General features: G+C 64.9%; 12 protein-coding genes, 1 tRNA gene and 3 pseudogenes. 4 read left to right on the top strand and 12 right to left on the bottom strand.

Going from position 1 to position 13,962, the window contains the following annotated elements; translation table 11 throughout:
* Positions 1-7: 7 nt before the first annotated feature.
* From pfkB to fruB, 4 genes and pseudogenes are all read right to left on the bottom strand, one after another.
* Positions 8-943: a 1-phosphofructokinase gene (pfkB, locus tag C7H85_RS01820; RefSeq protein ID WP_106728009.1), complete on the bottom strand. Its 936-nt coding sequence runs from the start codon at positions 941-943 to the stop codon at positions 8-10.
* Positions 940-2,586 (bottom strand): annotated as a pseudogene (ptsP, locus tag C7H85_RS19985) (phosphoenolpyruvate--protein phosphotransferase); the annotation flags it as partial. The gene pfkB and the pseudogene ptsP, both read right to left, overlap by 4 nt.
* A gap of 99 nt (positions 2,587-2,685) precedes the next feature.
* Positions 2,686-2,967 (bottom strand): annotated as a pseudogene (locus C7H85_RS19980) (HPr family phosphocarrier protein); the annotation flags it as partial.
* Positions 2,968-3,030: 63 nt separating this feature from the next.
* Positions 3,031-4,110: pseudogene (fruB, locus tag C7H85_RS19975) on the bottom strand (fused PTS fructose transporter subunit IIA/HPr protein); the annotation flags it as partial.
* 173 nt (positions 4,111-4,283) lie between these two features.
* On the opposite strand from fruB, the gene cra reads away from it, so the two are divergent.
* Entirely contained in the window at positions 4,284-5,261 is a 978-nt protein-coding gene (gene cra, locus C7H85_RS01810; RefSeq protein WP_106728007.1) for a catabolite repressor/activator, read from the top strand.
* Between the two features lie 2 nt (positions 5,262-5,263).
* Here the strand turns inward: cra and C7H85_RS20285 are convergent, their stop codons facing one another.
* The 4 genes from C7H85_RS20285 to C7H85_RS01790 form a co-directional block, all read right to left on the bottom strand.
* Positions 5,264-5,617 (bottom strand): cytochrome b/b6 domain-containing protein, encoded by a 354-nt coding sequence (locus C7H85_RS20285; RefSeq protein ID WP_342749321.1) that lies wholly within the window; start codon positions 5,615-5,617, stop codon positions 5,264-5,266.
* Positions 5,526-5,816 carry a hypothetical protein gene (locus C7H85_RS19670; protein WP_106728005.1) on the bottom strand — a complete coding sequence of 97 codons (291 nt, stop codon included), beginning with the start codon at positions 5,814-5,816 and terminating at the stop codon, positions 5,526-5,528. The genes C7H85_RS20285 and C7H85_RS19670 overlap by 92 nt, the downstream gene beginning before the upstream one ends.
* Positions 5,817-5,875: 59 nt before the next feature.
* Complete coding sequence (locus C7H85_RS01795; RefSeq protein ID WP_106728004.1) at positions 5,876-6,529, bottom strand: TIGR01621 family pseudouridine synthase; 654 nt, start codon at positions 6,527-6,529, stop codon at positions 5,876-5,878.
* Positions 6,530-6,598: 69 nt separating this feature from the next.
* Positions 6,599-6,689 (bottom strand) — tRNA-Ser (locus C7H85_RS01790).
* A 219-nt stretch (positions 6,690-6,908) separates the two neighbouring features.
* Here C7H85_RS01790 and C7H85_RS01785 point away from each other — a divergent pair.
* From C7H85_RS01785 to C7H85_RS01775, 3 genes are all read left to right on the top strand, one after another.
* Positions 6,909-7,568 carry a Bax inhibitor-1/YccA family protein gene (locus C7H85_RS01785; RefSeq protein WP_106728003.1) on the top strand — a complete coding sequence of 220 codons (660 nt, stop codon included), beginning with the start codon at positions 6,909-6,911 and terminating at the stop codon, positions 7,566-7,568.
* A 120-nt stretch (positions 7,569-7,688) separates the two neighbouring features.
* Positions 7,689-9,833 carry a YccS family putative transporter gene (gene yccS / locus C7H85_RS01780; RefSeq protein ID WP_106728002.1) on the top strand — a complete coding sequence of 715 codons (2,145 nt, stop codon included), beginning with the start codon at positions 7,689-7,691 and terminating at the stop codon, positions 9,831-9,833.
* 60 nt (positions 9,834-9,893) lie between these two features.
* Entirely contained in the window at positions 9,894-10,223 is a 330-nt protein-coding gene (locus tag C7H85_RS01775; RefSeq protein WP_106728001.1) for a TusE/DsrC/DsvC family sulfur relay protein, read from the top strand.
* 19 nt (positions 10,224-10,242) lie between these two features.
* Here C7H85_RS01775 and dedD read toward each other — a convergent pair whose 3' ends face one another.
* The 4 genes from dedD to truA all read right to left on the bottom strand — a co-directional run bounded on the left by dedD (position 10,243) and on the right by truA (position 13,898).
* Complete coding sequence (gene dedD, locus C7H85_RS01770) at positions 10,243-10,863, bottom strand: cell division protein DedD (RefSeq protein WP_106728000.1); 621 nt, start codon at positions 10,861-10,863, stop codon at positions 10,243-10,245.
* Between the two features lie 9 nt (positions 10,864-10,872).
* A complete protein-coding gene (gene folC, locus C7H85_RS01765) occupies positions 10,873-12,132 on the bottom strand; it encodes a bifunctional tetrahydrofolate synthase/dihydrofolate synthase (protein WP_106727999.1) in 1,260 nt (419 codons plus the stop codon).
* Entirely contained in the window at positions 12,132-12,995 is an 864-nt protein-coding gene (accD, locus tag C7H85_RS01760; RefSeq protein ID WP_106727998.1) for an acetyl-CoA carboxylase, carboxyltransferase subunit beta, read from the bottom strand. The genes folC and accD overlap by 1 nt, the downstream gene beginning before the upstream one ends.
* Before the next feature lie 108 nt (positions 12,996-13,103).
* The gene (truA, locus tag C7H85_RS01755; RefSeq protein ID WP_106728596.1) at positions 13,104-13,898 is read right to left on the bottom strand and encodes a tRNA pseudouridine(38-40) synthase TruA; all 795 of its coding nucleotides are present in this window, start codon (positions 13,896-13,898) and stop codon (positions 13,104-13,106) included.
* Positions 13,899-13,962: the final 64 nt, after the last annotated feature.

Here is a 13,962-nt window from a genome sequence, read left to right as displayed (position 1 = left end):
ATTTCTCCTAAGCCTCAACCTGATGGATCAGGATGGCATTTTGATAGTCACTGACTTCCTTTTGATTACGAATACCCACCCCGATCTGGGTCACCGCCATCAGCGACAGTGCCACCGCCCGGCGCAGGGCTTCATCCTCTTCCAATTCTTCGACCAGTCCGGCACAGAGCCCGGCCACCAGGGAGTCTCCCGCGCCCACGGTACTGATGACCTTGACCTTGGGCACCTGGGCCCGCCAGTAGGCATTGGGACTGAACCAGTGCACGCCATCGGCACCGGCCGACACCACCACATGCTCAATGCCCTGGGCTTGCAACTCGCGGGCACAGGCAGCCAGGTCCGCATCATCCTGGATGGGCCGGCCGACCAGGCCGGCCAGTTCCTCGATATTGGGCTTGATCAGGGCCGGTCGGCCCTTGATACCGGCACGCAGGGCGTCGCCGCTGGCATCCAGCAACACCGTCTTGCCCCGCTCGCGCCACATTTCAATCATGCCTTCGAGCTGCTTGGGGTGAACGCCAGGCGGCAGGCTGCCCGCCACCACCAGGGTGTCGAAGTTATTGGCCAGGGACTCCAGCCGCGCCAGCAGCCGGTTCCAGTCCACATCGCTGACCTTGAGCCCGGGCAGGTTGATGTCGGTGACCCGGCCATCGGCCTCACTGATTTTGACGTTGACCCGGGTGTCGCCGGACAGGCGCACGAAGTCATCCTCGATGCCGTGCTGGCTGAACAGGGCGCGGAACGACGAATCATTGTTCAGCCCCAGGAAACCGCTGGCGCGCGGCGTGTGGCCCAGATCGGCCAGCACCCGTGCCACGTTGATGCCCTTGCCGGCCGCCCCCAGGTGGCCGGATTTGGCGAGGTTGACCTCGCCGGCTTTCAGTTCACTCAGGGAAACCGTCAGATCCAGGGCCGGATTGAGAGTCAGGGTCAGTATGCTCATTTCGCCTCTCCCACCAGTGCCCGCACCGCGTTGGCATCCTGGGCCAGCAGCGCCTGTTCGGCCAGTGCCTGACAGTGGCTCAGGCTCCATTCACGCGCCTGGGCCTTGACCAGGGGAACCCGCTTGAGGCTGACCGACAGCTCGTCAACGCCCAGCCCCACCAGCAGCGGCAGTGCCTTGGGATCCGAGCCCAGCTCGCCGCACACCCCGACCCATTTGCCCTTGGCATGGGCGGCATCGACCGTCATCTTGATCAGGCGCAGCACCGCCGGGTTGAGGCCGTCGGACAGGCTGGCCAGCTCGCCGTTGCCACGGTCCACCGCCAGGGTGTACTGGGTCAGATCGTTGGTGCCGATGCTGAAGAAGTCGGCCTCTTCGGCAAACACATGGGCGTTGAGGGCGGCGGAAGGCACTTCCACCATGATGCCCACCTGCACGTCGCCGGCCTTCACCTCGGCCTGGACCTTGTCGAACATGTCCTTGGCCCAGCGCCACTCGGACCAGTCCGCCACCATCGGGAACATGATGCGGATGGGCTGGTCGCCGGCGGCGATCAGCAGGGCCCGCAGCTGGGTTTCAAGCAGCTCCGGTTTCTGCATGCACAGGCGGATGCCACGTACCCCGAGGAAGGGATTCTCCTCCTTCGGCACCGGCCAGTAGGGCAGCGGCTTGTCACCGCCCACGTCCAGGGTTCGGGCTACCAGCGGACGACCGTCGAGGGCGTCGATGGCTTTCTTGTATTCGGCAGTCTGGGCCTCCAGGCCGGGGGCGCTGCTCTGGGCCATGAACACGAATTCGGTACGCAGCAGCCCCACGCCCTCGGCGCCGGCTTCCACCGCGTCCACCGCCTTGGCGGTCTCGCCCAGGTTGGCGCACACTTCAATGCGATGACCGTCGCGGGTGGTCGCATGCTGGTCACGGCTGGCCCAGGCCTGCTCCGCCAGTTCCTTCTCTTGCTGCTGGCGGACCTTGGCCTGCGCCAGCTGCTCCGCCTCCGGAGCCACCCACAGGGTGCCGACGTCGCCGTTCAGTATCACTTCGGTGCCCTGCTTCAGGGTCATGACGGCGCCGCCCATGGCCACCAGGGCCGGAATGCCGAGCGAACGGGCCAGGATGGCACTGTGGGACGAGGCGCCGCCGCCGGCGGTCACCATGCCCAGCACCTTGGCCGGATCCATGTTCACCACGTCGGAGGGGCCGATGTCTTCCGCCACCCAGATATAGGGGGTGTCCGGCTTTTGCGGCAGGCTGGTGTTGCACAGAATGGCCATCACTCGGCGGCCGATGTCACGGATGTCGGCGGCCCGCTCGGCGAGCAGGGCGTCGGCGCTGGCGGCCTGCAGGGTGGCGGCGGAGTCGATTTCGTTCCACCAGGCGGCGGCGGCGGACTGCCCCTTGCCAATGCGCTCGGCGGCGCCTTCAGCCAGGGACGGATCTTCCAGCAGTTCCTGATGCATGGCCATGATTTCACGGGCCTGGGGCTGGGTGGCCTTGGCCACGCTGTCGGCCAGGTCGCCATGGGCCTGCTTGAGCGCCGCGTCCAGCTTGCCCTGTTCGGTGGCCGCGTCGCCCGCCTTTTCCGGATAGTCAAACTGGATGGGCGCTTCGACGAAGACCGGGCCGATGGCGGTGCCCGGCGAGGCGGCGACCCCCTGTACTTCGGTGTTGGCCGCAATCTCATGCACTTCGTGGATTTCCGGCTGCGCGGTGTCGGCCACCGGGGCGGCGGCGGGCGCGATCTCTTCGCCCAGGCCGCTATTCACCGCCTCGACCAGGCCGCCGAGCGCGGCCTCGGCATCGGCCCCTTCGGCCTTGAACACCAACTGGTGGCCGGCCTTGACGCCCAGGCTGATCACCTTCATCAGGCTCTTGGCGGACACGCTGTGGCCGTCGCCGTCCAGGTTGCGCACCTGGATATCGGCCTCGAATTTCTTGGCGGTCTGTACCAGCATGGCACCGGGACGGGCATGCAGGCCATGGGGATTGCGCACCACCACCAGCCGCTCGTTGGCGGCCAGTGCCGGCGCCACGGCCGCCGGTGCCGCCGTGGCCACCACTTCTTCACCCAGGCCGGACTCGACGGCCGCCACCATGGCCCTGACAGCATCGGCGGCACCTTCACCATCGGCCCTGAACGCCAGGGTGTGGCCGAGCTTGACGCCCAGGGTCATGATCTTCATCAGGCTCTTGGCGGACACCGCCTTGCCGTCGCCGTCCAGATTGCGCACCTGGATGTTGGCCTTGAATTGCTTGGCCGCCTGCACCAGCATGGCGCCGGGGCGGGCGTGCAGGCCGTGCGGGTTGCGCACCTCGACGGTCAGCTCATCGGCACCAGCCCCCTCGCCCGGCCCCTTGGCCAGCGCGGCCAGCAGGGCATCGGCGGAAGCCTGCCCGGCCAGCTCGGCCCCCTTGCCGGCGGCCAGCCAGTCGGCCAGTTGTGCCAGCAGCGCCTTGTGGCCGGTTCCTTTCGGTGCCAGGGCCAGCAGGGCCTTGACCGGCTGCTGTTGATGTTCGACACTGCCGCCGGCGGTGACCAGCGCGGCCTTGGCCGCGGCCGAGGCCGGGGTTTGCGCCAGCCACCAACCCTGGCCCAGATGGCTGGCATCGCCCTTGTTCAGGGCGGATTGTTCGGCGCCGTCCGCGTGCATCAGCGCGGCCGCATGCTCGGCCAACTGGCCCAGGGAGCTGGCCTTGACCCGGATGCCCAGTTGTTCCCGGGTCAGGGTCAGTTCGGGCTCGCTATCTCCCTGCAATAATTGCAGAATGTCCTGCGGCGCGCGGGCCGCCTTGACCCGTTCGGCCAAATCGTCCTGGGACAATGCCCGGGCCAGTTGTTTCAGCAGGCCGAGATGTTCGTCGGAGCCGGCGGCGATGCCCAGCACCAGGTAGGCTTTTTCACCGTCGCCCCATTCCACGCCGGCCGGCAGATGGATGGCCTTGATGCCGGTCTTCTTCACCAGGTGGCGGGTATCCTGAGTACCATGCGGGATGGCGATGCCCTGTCCCAAGTAGGTGGCGGTTTGGGCTTCGCGGGCCAGCATGCCCGCCTCGTAGCCGGCGGCCACGTTGCCGTCCTGCTCCAGCCAGTTGGCCAGTGCGGCGATAACCGAGGATTTGTCGGCGAGTGCAACGCCGATTTTTACGTCTTGTGTGGACAGTGAAAGCATGACATCACCTGCTGATTTACAAGGATATTTACACCCTAGAACAAGATGGAAAAAACTTGGGTTATTTTGTAACTGAATTCATACTGAATCGTTTCAGCAAATCAGGCAAGCTATCTGCACCAGTAGATTGCGATGATATGATCTGGTGCACATTTTGATGGATTTACCCAATAATGAAACTTGACGAAGTCGCTCGCCTGGCCGGCGTATCGCGCACCACCGCCAGCTACGTGATCAACGGCAAGGCGGAGCAGCACCGGATAAGCCAGGCCACTCAGGATAAAGTGATGGCGGTGGTCAAAGCCCACAATTACCAGCCCGACCGCCAGGCCGCCGCCCTGCGTGGCGCGCTCTCCCATACCTTTGGCCTGATAGTGCCGGATCTGGAAAACCCCAGCTACGCCCGCATGGCCAAGCTGCTGGAGTGGCAGGCCCGCCAGGCCGGCTTTCAGTTGCTGGTCACCTGCTCCGACGATGAAACGGACACCGAGAAGGATCTGGCGCTGATGCTGAAAGGCCGGCGGGTGGACGCGCTGATCGTCGCCTCCTGCCTGCCACTGGACGATGACTTCTATCTGAAGATCAATCAGGAGTTGCCGGTGATCGGGGTGGACAGATCCCTGCCCTCGCCGCTGATTTACGTCAGCAGCGAAAACAAGGCCTCCTCCTTCCGGCTGACCCAGACCCTGGCCTGTGCCGAACTGGAGCAGGCCTGGCTGGTAGCCGCCGCGCCGGATCTGGGCATCAGCCTGGAGCGGGAGCAGGGGTTCGTGAAGGCGCTGGAAAAGTCCGGCATCCCCTACCAGGTGCTGTACGGTGAACGGTTCGAGCGCCAGACCGCCTTTCGCCTGCTCAACGAGCTGGAGCAGGTCGACTGGCAACGGCCCCAGGCCATCGTCACCACCGCCTTCGTGCTGCTGGAGGGTGTGCTCGACTACTTTTATCAGCACGAAGCCCGGCTGCCGCCCCGCCTGCGGCTCGGCACCTTCGGCGATCACCGGCTGCTCGACTTCTTAGCCAGCCCGGTCAACACCATCGCCCAGGATCACCATATCGTGACCCAGCAGGTGCTGACGCTGACCCTGGATGCGGTCAAGGGCAACTACCGCAGCGGCCATTACCCCATACCGCGGATACTGCACAAACGCTGAATTCAGGGCTGGATTTCGGTACCGATGTCGCGGCCGAACATGCGCTCCCAGACGCCATCCTTCGCCACCAGCCGGTGATAAAGGGCGGCGACCACATGGAGTCCCACGATCGCCACCAGCACATTGGCGGCGAGCAGGTGAGCGCCATCGCTCCCAGCCACTCGGCCTTTTGTTCCCGGCCGCCGATCACCAGCCAGTGGAACACTGCCACCTCGCGACCGTTGGCCACCGACACCAGGATACCGGACAACGGCATCAGGGCCATCAGCAGGTAGTGCAGATGATGCCCGGCCCGGGCCAGCTTTGCTTGCCCACCCCGCAATGCACCGGGCGGCACCGCCGACAGCCGGTGCCACAGCAGCCGGACCACCAGCAACGCAGCAGCAAGGCGCCCAGGCGCTTGTGCCAGTAGAAGACGTCGCCCTTCTCCGGCCCGCCCGGCAGGCCGCCCCCGTACCAGCCCAGGCCGACAGTCAGCATGATCAGCAGCGCCATGCCCAGGTGCAAGGCCGGGCTGACGATGCCGTCCCCTTGTGTGTTATTCGCCCATCGCATGCGGTTATCTCCCGTGAAAATCCGGGGAGAGACTACTCATTTGATCCCGCAAGCAGATGTCAAAGGGTGACCATCTGTGACCAGGCCCAGTGTTCGAGCGCCTCGCCCCGGTCGAGGAACAGCCGTCCTTCGGCCAGGGGTGCCCGCACCTCGACCGCCTCGCCCCGGTAGTCGAAGCCGAGTCGCCAGGCATGCAGGTAGCCCCGATCCGCCGGGGTACCGCCATAGCGTTCGTCACCGAGAATAGGGCTACCCAGGCTCTTCAGCGCCACCCGCAGCTGGTGGGTCTTGCCGGTATAGGGCTGCAGCACGAAGCCCCGCAGTCCCTCGCCCAGCAGGCAACTGTGGAAGCGGGTGCTGGCCGGGTTGCTCTGGCTACGGGCCAGCTTCCAGCTACCGCCCCGGGCCTTTTCCATGTCACCCCGGACCAGCCCCTGCTTCTTGACCGGTTTGCGATCGCTGAGGGCGAGATACAGCTTGCGGGTCTTGCGTTCGGCAAACTGGACGCTGAGCTCGCGGTTGGCCGCCGGGGTCCGGGCCAGCAGCAGGGCCCCGGTGGTCATTTTATCCAGCCGGTGCACCGGGTAGAGCGGCTCCCCCAGGGTCTCGCTCAGCAGCCGGACCAGCCCCGGGGCATCCCCTTCCTGATGCATGCCGATGCCGGCAGCCTTGTTGATGACGTAATAATCGCGGTGCGCTAACAGGATATCCATGGGACATTTTCCGAATCGACAAATGCAAAAACCCCGCTGCGGATTAACGCAGCGGGGTTTTCGGTGAACTGGCGGAGGAGGTGGGATTTGAACCCACGGTGGGCTATAAACCCACGCCGGTTTTCAAGACCGGTGCATTCAACCACTCTGCCACCCCTCCGACGGGCGACAATAGTACTCAGGCCGCTCCGTCTTGTAAACTGCTAAATACCGGCCCCGACGCGAATGGGCATTTAATGGCCAGCGCCACGCCCGCCCTCGGGGCAAGCCCCCGGATCCGGGAACGGAAAGCTCGACAACCGGGTCATAATATGTCCACAATGAGTCGATCACTTTATCCGTGCCATCCCAGTTTTGGACACAACAAGGAGTCTGAACGATGCGATACAACAACACCCTTTCCCGCAGCCAGACGGCGGTACAGGAAACCAACAAGGTGCTGCGCAATACCTACATGCTGTTGGGCATGACCCTGGTGGCGGCGGCCCTGTCCGCCGGCGTCAGCGCCATGATGAACCTGCCCCACCCGGGCCTGATCATCACCCTGGTCGGTTTCTACGGCCTGATGTTCCTCACCGAACGCAACAAGAACAGCAGCCTGGGCCTGCTGTTCATCTTCGCCTTCACCGCCTTTACCGGCTACACCATAGGGCCCATCCTCAACTATTACCTGAGCACCGCGTCCGGCACCGAGACCGTGATGCTGGCGCTGGGCGGCACCGCCCTCACCTTCCTGTCGCTGTCCGCCTATGTGCTGACCACCAAGAAGGACATGTCGTTCCTCGGCGGCATGATGATGGCCGGCTTCGTGGTGATCCTGGTGGCCTTCGTGGCCAACCTGTTCCTGGCCCTGCCGGCCCTGAGCCTGGCGCTGAGCGCCCTGTTCATCCTGTTCTCGTCCGGTGCCATCCTGATGCAGACCAGCGCCATCATCCACGGCGGCGAGCAGAACTACATCTCCGCCACCGTGACCCTGTACGTGTCCATCTTCAACATCTTCCTGAGCCTGCTGCAGTTGCTGGGCCTGAGCCGGGATTAAGTCGTTCCCGCCGCCAAAAAAAGCCCCGAGCGGGGCTTTTTTTATTGCCCGCCGGACCTGTTCATCGGCCCGCTCTGGGGTATGATCAGGGCTCGGCCCCCGGTTTGTTGAAACGAGTGTATGTCGCCAGGAATCATGTGGCTCAGGCGGGTTTTTACCGACAGTCATTTCTTTTTTGCCCTTAAAGTCCTTCTGGCCATGTCCAGCCTGCTGCTGCCCGGCTGGTGGCTGGGCCAGGTGCCCGCCGCCGTTACCCTGGCCCTGGGTGCCATGGCCGGCGCCCTGAGCGAGGTTGACCAAGATCCCAAAGGCCGGCTACGCCACCTGCTGCTCAGCCTGCTCTGCTTCTTCGCCGCCATCACCGGCGTCAGCCTGCTGATCGACCAGCCGCTGTTGTTCGGCCCGCTGCTGGTACTCAGTACCTTCGCCCTGATCCTGATGGGGGCCTGGGGCCCGGCCACCGGCACCCTGGGGTTCGGCATCCTGCTGGTGTCCATCTATGCCATGCAGGGCCATGCGGACAGCCCGACCTTCTGGTATCAGCCGCTGTTGCTGACCCTGGGTGCGGCCTGGTACGGCCTGCTGTCCTGGCTTATTCTGCTGGCCTGGCCCTACAAGCAGGTGCACGAGCAGCTGGCCCAGTGCTATTTCGCCCTGTCCCGCTATCTGCTGGAGAAGTCGCGTTTCTTCGACAGCCCCGAGCAGGAGCACCAGCACCTGCGCCATCAGTTGGCCCAGCTCAATATCCAGTTGGTCAACGCCCTGGAGAGCACCAAGCTGATGCTCAACCGCCGGATCCAGAGCCGGGACAAGCAGGATGCGGAGCTCGGGCGCCTGCTGGCACTGTATCTGCTGGTGCAGGACATGCATGAGCGGGCGGCCTCCAGCCATTATTCCTACCAGCAGATGAACATCGATCTCAACCAGGGCAATGTGCTGGCCGGTTACCAGACGCTATTGCTGGAGCTCGGCGAGGCCTGCTACCGCCTCGGCTACGCCATCCTGACCCACAACGCCTACCAACACAGCAAGCGCATCGCCTGGGAGCTGAGTGCACTCAGCGACCAGCTGGATTACAGCCATCTCAAGCGCCACTACCCCAGCACCCTGCTCAGCCCGATGAAATTCCTGAGCCGCAACATGCACCACCTGCACCAGGCACTGCTGCGGGCCGAGCAGCTGACCCGGCGCCAGGGCCGACTCCCCGAGCCGCCGCCCAACATCGAGCTGGCCCGCCCACCCCGGCAGGCCTTCTGGCCCAAGGTCAAGGCGCTGCTGCACCCCAACTCCATCCTGTTCCGCCACGGTGTCCGTCTCAGCCTGTGCTTTGCCCTCGGCTACAGCCTGATCGCCAGCCTGGAGCTGGAGCGCGGTTACTGGATACTGCTGACCATACTGTTCGTCTGCCAGCCCAGCTTCAGCGCCACCCGCAAGCGGCTGGTGCAACGGACCCTGGGAACCCTGGGCGGCATACTGGCGGGGATACCGTTGCTGTATCTCTTCCCCTCGGTGGGCGCCCAGTTGGTGATCCTGCTGCTGTGCAACTTTATCTTCTTCACCCAGGTGAAGGTGTATTACAGCTGGGCCGTCTGCTTCGTCACCCTGTTCGTGCTGCTGGCCTTCAATCTGCAGGGCGCCGGCCAGGAACCCATCTTCCTGCCGCGTCTGCTCGACACCCTGGCCGGCTGCCTGCTGGCCTTTGTGGCGGTGTGGTTCATCTGGCCGGACTGGCAGCGCCGGCACCTGCCCCGGCTGATGGCGGACGCCATGGAGGCCAATGCCGATTACCTGGCGGCCATCGCCCGCCAGTTCGAGCACGGCCGGGATGAAGAGCTGGACTACCGCCTGCCCCGCAAGCAGGCTCATCTGGCGGACAACCAGCTGGCGCTGGCCTGGCAGAACATCCGGGTCGAGCCCGTGCCCAGGCACTGGCTCAACCTCTGTTTCGACATCGCCTACCGCAACCATGCGCTGTTGTCGTATCTGTCGACCCTCGGCGCCCATCGCATGCATTCGGAGGTGCTGCACGATGCCCAGATCCAGCAACTGGTCGAACGGCTGCAGGTGTCGGCCAAGGCGCTGCGCAGCGGCGACGAGCTGCCCGCCTACACCCCTTTGCAGACGACGGCGCCGGACAGCGATGACGACTGGGTGATCCTGACCCGCCAGTTGCTGAGCCATATCACCCTGCTGGTCAACGATCTCTACCAACTGGCGCGCGGCTTCCAGCAGCAGACGCCCGCCGCACCGGCGGCCGGGCCATAAAGACGAGAAAAACGGGGGGCGCCTGGGGTAGAATCGGCGCGAACCACAGCAGGAGTCATTATGTTCGAGTTTGAAGGGCGCACCATCGACACCGACGCCCAGGGGTATTTAAAACAGCATCTGGACTGGCAGCCCGCCATGGTGGCGTTGCTGGCCGAGCAGGAAGGCATAGTGCTGACCGAAGAGCACTGGGAAGTCATCCACTTCGTACGGGCTTTCTATCTCAAGTACAACACCTCTCCGGCCATCCGCGCCCTGGTCAAGGCCATGGCCAAGGAGCTGGGCGAAGAGAAGGGGAACAGCCGTTACCTGTACCGGCTGTTCCCCAAGGGACCGGCCAAGCAGGCGACCAAGCTGGCCGGCCTGCCCAAACCGGTGAAGTGCATCTGAACCCGGCCGGGGGCCGGCCTTACTGGGGCAGCACCCGTCCTTTCAGTCCGGTCAGCCGTTCCAGCGCCGCCAGCTGTTGTTCCAGCCGGGGTTTGGCGTCGGGCCCGACCCAGACCCGGTTGAGCTCGCCCTGCCGCGGTACCGCCGGCGTGGTCTGGGCCCGGTAGCCCGCATCGCGCAGCTTCCTGACCAGGGCATTGACGTTATCCGCGTTACGGAAGGCGCCCAACTGCACTATATAACCGCCCTGCTGCGGTGCGACCGGTTTGATCACCGGTGCCGGCTGCGGTACCGGAGCCGGCTTTACCACCGGCACCGGTTTGGGTTGTGGTTGCAGCGCCGGTTTGGGCTGCGGCTCGGCGGCGGGCGCCACCGGCGGTGCTTCTTTTGCCTGCTCCAGCGTCCAGACCTCGGGCCTGGCCGGTGTCGCCGGCTCGGGCTCCGCCGGGACGGTCACCGGCGGCTCGGCCGAGACGGTCACCGGCGGCTCGGCCGGAGCCAGCTCGGGGCGCAACGGAATGCTGACCGCGTCATCGGGGACGGACTGCTGTTTGCCATCCAGCACATCGGGCAGGAAAATGACCCCCAATGCCACCAGTATCACGGTACCCACTAATCGATGCTGAAATTGTGTCGCCAAAGAAGCCTCTTATTCGCTTGCCGGTTGTCGTGTCTCGTTCGCCAAGACCTCGGCCACAGTGTAAAACGAACCGAAGGCGATGACGATATCCTGTTCGCCACAATCCGCCCGCGCCGTCTGCAGCGCCGCCGTGACCGTCTCGAACCGCCGCCCCTCGGGCAGCCACTGGGCCAGGATGTCGGCACTGGCCCCGCGCGGCCCCGCCAGCCCCGCCAGATACCATTCATCCACCAGCGGCCGCAAGGGCGCCAGGCTGGCGGCGATGTCCTTGTCCCTGAGCATGCCGACCAGCCCGAGGCGCCGGCCCCTGACCGGCAGCGCCGCCAGCCGCTCGGCCAGGTACGCCGCCGATTCGGGGTTGTGCGCCACATCCACCCACAGCTGTGGGGTCAGCGCCTGCAACCGCCCGCTCAACCGGGCCTCCCGCAGCCCCCGTTTGATCTGCGCCGGAGTCAGCCGGAACGGGGAGCAGGCCAGCACCGCCAGGGCGGTGGCCGCATTCATCACCGGCAGCGACGGCAACGGCAGGTCCGCCAGGTCCAGCCCCAGGCCGAAGAACGACCAGTGCCGGCCGTCGCTTGCCCAGCGATAATCGCGACCGACGCAATACAGCGGGGTGCCCAGCCCGCTGGCGTGCTCCAGCAGTCGTCGGGGCGGCAGGGGATCGCCGCACACCGCCGCCTTGCCTGGCCGGAAGATGCCGGCCTTTTCAAAACCGATGGCCTCCCGGTTGTCGCCGAGCCAGTCGGTATGATCGAGGGCGATGGTGGTGACGACGGTCTGATCCGATGCCACCACATTGGTCGCATCCAGGCGTCCGCCCAGGCCGACTTCCAGCAGCACCACCTCGGGAGCCGCGGCACGGAACAGCCAGAGCGCGGCCAGGGTCCCGAACTCGAAATAGGTCAGCGCGATATCGCCGCGGGCCGCCTCCACCGCCGCAAAGGCCTCGCAAAAGGCGGCGGGCTCGGGGTGCCCGCCGTTCAGCCGCACCCGCTCCCGGTAGTCGAGCAGGTGCGGCGAGGAATAGACCCCGACACTGTGGCCGCCGGCCCGCAGCATGGACTCCAGCAGGGCGCAGGTGGTGCCCTTGCCGTTGGTCCCGCCCACGGTGATCACATGGCTCGGCAGGCTGAGCAGTCCCATCCGCCCGGCAACCGCGGCCATGCGGTCGAGCCCCAGCTCGATATGGGCGATGTTCAGGCCTTCCAGCACGGCGAGCCAGTCCGCCAGGGATCGGCTCGCCGGAGAGTGGCAGCTGGTGCTCATCAGAACTCCGCCGGCTCCTGGTTCATCAGCTTGCCGATCAGCCCCGCCAGGCGATCGCGCATCTCGCGCCGATCGATGATCATGTCGATGGCGCCGTGCTCGAGCAGGAACTCGCTGCGCTGGAAGCCTTCCGGCAGCTTTTCACGCACCGTCTGCTCGATGACCCGCGGGCCGGCGAAGCCGATCAGCGCCTTGGGCTCGCCCACGTTGACGTCGCCCAGCATCGCCAGGCTGGCGGACACGCCGCCCATGGTCGGGTCGGTCAGCACGGAAATAAAGGGCAGGCCGGCCTGGGACAGGCGGTTGAGGGCGGCGCTGGTCTTGGCCATCTGCATCAATGAAAACAGGGCTTCCTGCATGCGGGCGCCGCCGGAGGCGGAAAAACACACCAGGGCGCGATTCTCGGCCAGGCAGGCCTCCACCGCCCTGACGAAGCGGGCCCCGACCACCGAGGCCATGGAGCCGCCCATGAAGGAGAATTCGAAGGCACAGGCCACCACCGGCAGCCCCTTCAGGGTGCCTTTCATCACCACCATGGCGTCTTTTTCGTTGCTGCTCTTCTGGGCCGCGCTGATCCTGTCCTTGTACTTCTTGGAATCCTTGAACTTGAGCACGTCCTGGGGCTCCAGCTCGGCGCCCAGCTCTTCCCGGCCGTCGCTGTCGAGGAACTTGTCCAGGCGGGCCCGGGCCCCGATGCGCATGTGATGATCGCACTTGGGGCAGACTTCCAGGTTGCGATCCAGCTCGGCCCGGTACAGCACCTGCTCACAGCCGCCACACTTGGTCCAGACCCCTTCCGGAATATTGTGACGACGGACCCCGATGTTTTTATTCTTGGGGAGAATTTTCTCAAGCCAACTCATGGAAATCCTTAGCGTAAATGCATAATGGTCACGCAGTGGGGCCGATGCCCCGCCACTGCGCTGGGGTTGATAACAAAACCGGTACGACTGACACAGAGCCTACCGCCATCATAACAGCGTGTCGGGCAGCCACAGCGGGCCCGGCACCGTCTTCGGCAACCCGAATTGCGCCGGGTAGTCCACCTCGACCAGATAGAGGCCGCCCGCCTTGGCGGTCACACCCGCCAGGTTGCGATCCCGCCCTTCCAGCACCTCCTTTACCCAGCCGGCCTCGGCGTGGCCCATGCCGACTTGCAGCAGGGTGCCGGTGATATTGCGCACCATATGATGCAGAAAGGCATTGGCCTTGATGTCGAGCACCACATAATCCCCGTAGCGCTTCACATCGAGGTGCATGACATTGCGATGAGGGCTGCGGGACTGGCACTGCACCGCGCGAAAGGCACTGAAGTCGCGCTCGCCCAGCAGGCATTGGCCAGCCTCATGCATTTTCTGCGCATCGATGGCGCCGGCATAGTGGCTGACCCCCGGGCCGTGGATGGCCGGCCGCATATTATGGTTGAAAATAATATAGCGATAGCGACGGGCCGTGGCGCTGAAACGGGCATGAAATTCTTCCGGCACTTCCCTGACCCAGCGCACCGCGATATCCGGTGGCAGGTTGGCATTCATGCCCAGGGTCCAGGCCCCGGGCTGACGCACGGCATGGGTATCGAAGTGCACCACCTGGCTGGTACCGTGCACCCCGGCATCGGTGCGCCCGGCGCATTGCACCTCCACCGGATGATCGGCGATGTAGGAGAGGGCTTTTTCTACCTCTTGCTGGATGCTGGGGACTTCCCGTTGCCGCTGCCAGCCGTAGTACCGACTGCCGTCATACTCTATGCCTAGGGCAATGCGCATAATCAGTTCCAAGGTCAAAAAGGACGGCAATTATACCTGTTATCCCCGGAAATTGAAGAACCGG

This window comes from Zobellella endophytica, from assembly GCF_003012775.1.
In the GTDB taxonomy this organism is placed as follows: domain Bacteria; phylum Pseudomonadota; class Gammaproteobacteria; order Enterobacterales; family Aeromonadaceae; genus Oceanimonas; species Oceanimonas endophytica.
The sequence above is the reverse complement of the archived record's forward strand: the minus strand, read 5'-3'. Positions and strand labels throughout refer to the sequence as shown.

What these genes read in the sequence shown, in the direction of transcription:
- C7H85_RS01785 (WP_106728003.1), top strand. Translation starts at nt 6,909, where the DNA reads ATGCGATACAACAACACCCTTTCCCGCAGCCAGACGGCGGTACAGGAA.
- folC (WP_106727999.1), bottom strand. Translation starts at nt 12,132, where the DNA reads ATGAGCACCAGCTGCCACTCTCCGGCGAGCCGATCCCTGGCGGACTGG.
- truA (WP_106728596.1), bottom strand. Translation starts at nt 13,898, where the DNA reads ATGCGCATTGCCCTAGGCATAGAGTATGACGGCAGTCGGTACTACGGC.
- C7H85_RS19670 (WP_106728005.1), bottom strand. Translation starts at nt 5,816, where the DNA reads ATGCGATGGGCGAATAACACACAAGGGGACGGCATCGTCAGCCCGGCC.
- C7H85_RS01795 (WP_106728004.1), bottom strand. Translation starts at nt 6,529, where the DNA reads ATGGATATCCTGTTAGCGCACCGCGATTATTACGTCATCAACAAGGCT.
- yccS (WP_106728002.1), top strand. Translation starts at nt 7,689, where the DNA reads ATGTCGCCAGGAATCATGTGGCTCAGGCGGGTTTTTACCGACAGTCAT.
- C7H85_RS01775 (WP_106728001.1), top strand. Translation starts at nt 9,894, where the DNA reads ATGTTCGAGTTTGAAGGGCGCACCATCGACACCGACGCCCAGGGGTAT.
- pfkB (WP_106728009.1), bottom strand. Translation starts at nt 943, where the DNA reads ATGAGCATACTGACCCTGACTCTCAATCCGGCCCTGGATCTGACGGTT.
- accD (WP_106727998.1), bottom strand. Translation starts at nt 12,995, where the DNA reads ATGAGTTGGCTTGAGAAAATTCTCCCCAAGAATAAAAACATCGGGGTC.
- cra (WP_106728007.1), top strand. Translation starts at nt 4,284, where the DNA reads ATGAAACTTGACGAAGTCGCTCGCCTGGCCGGCGTATCGCGCACCACC.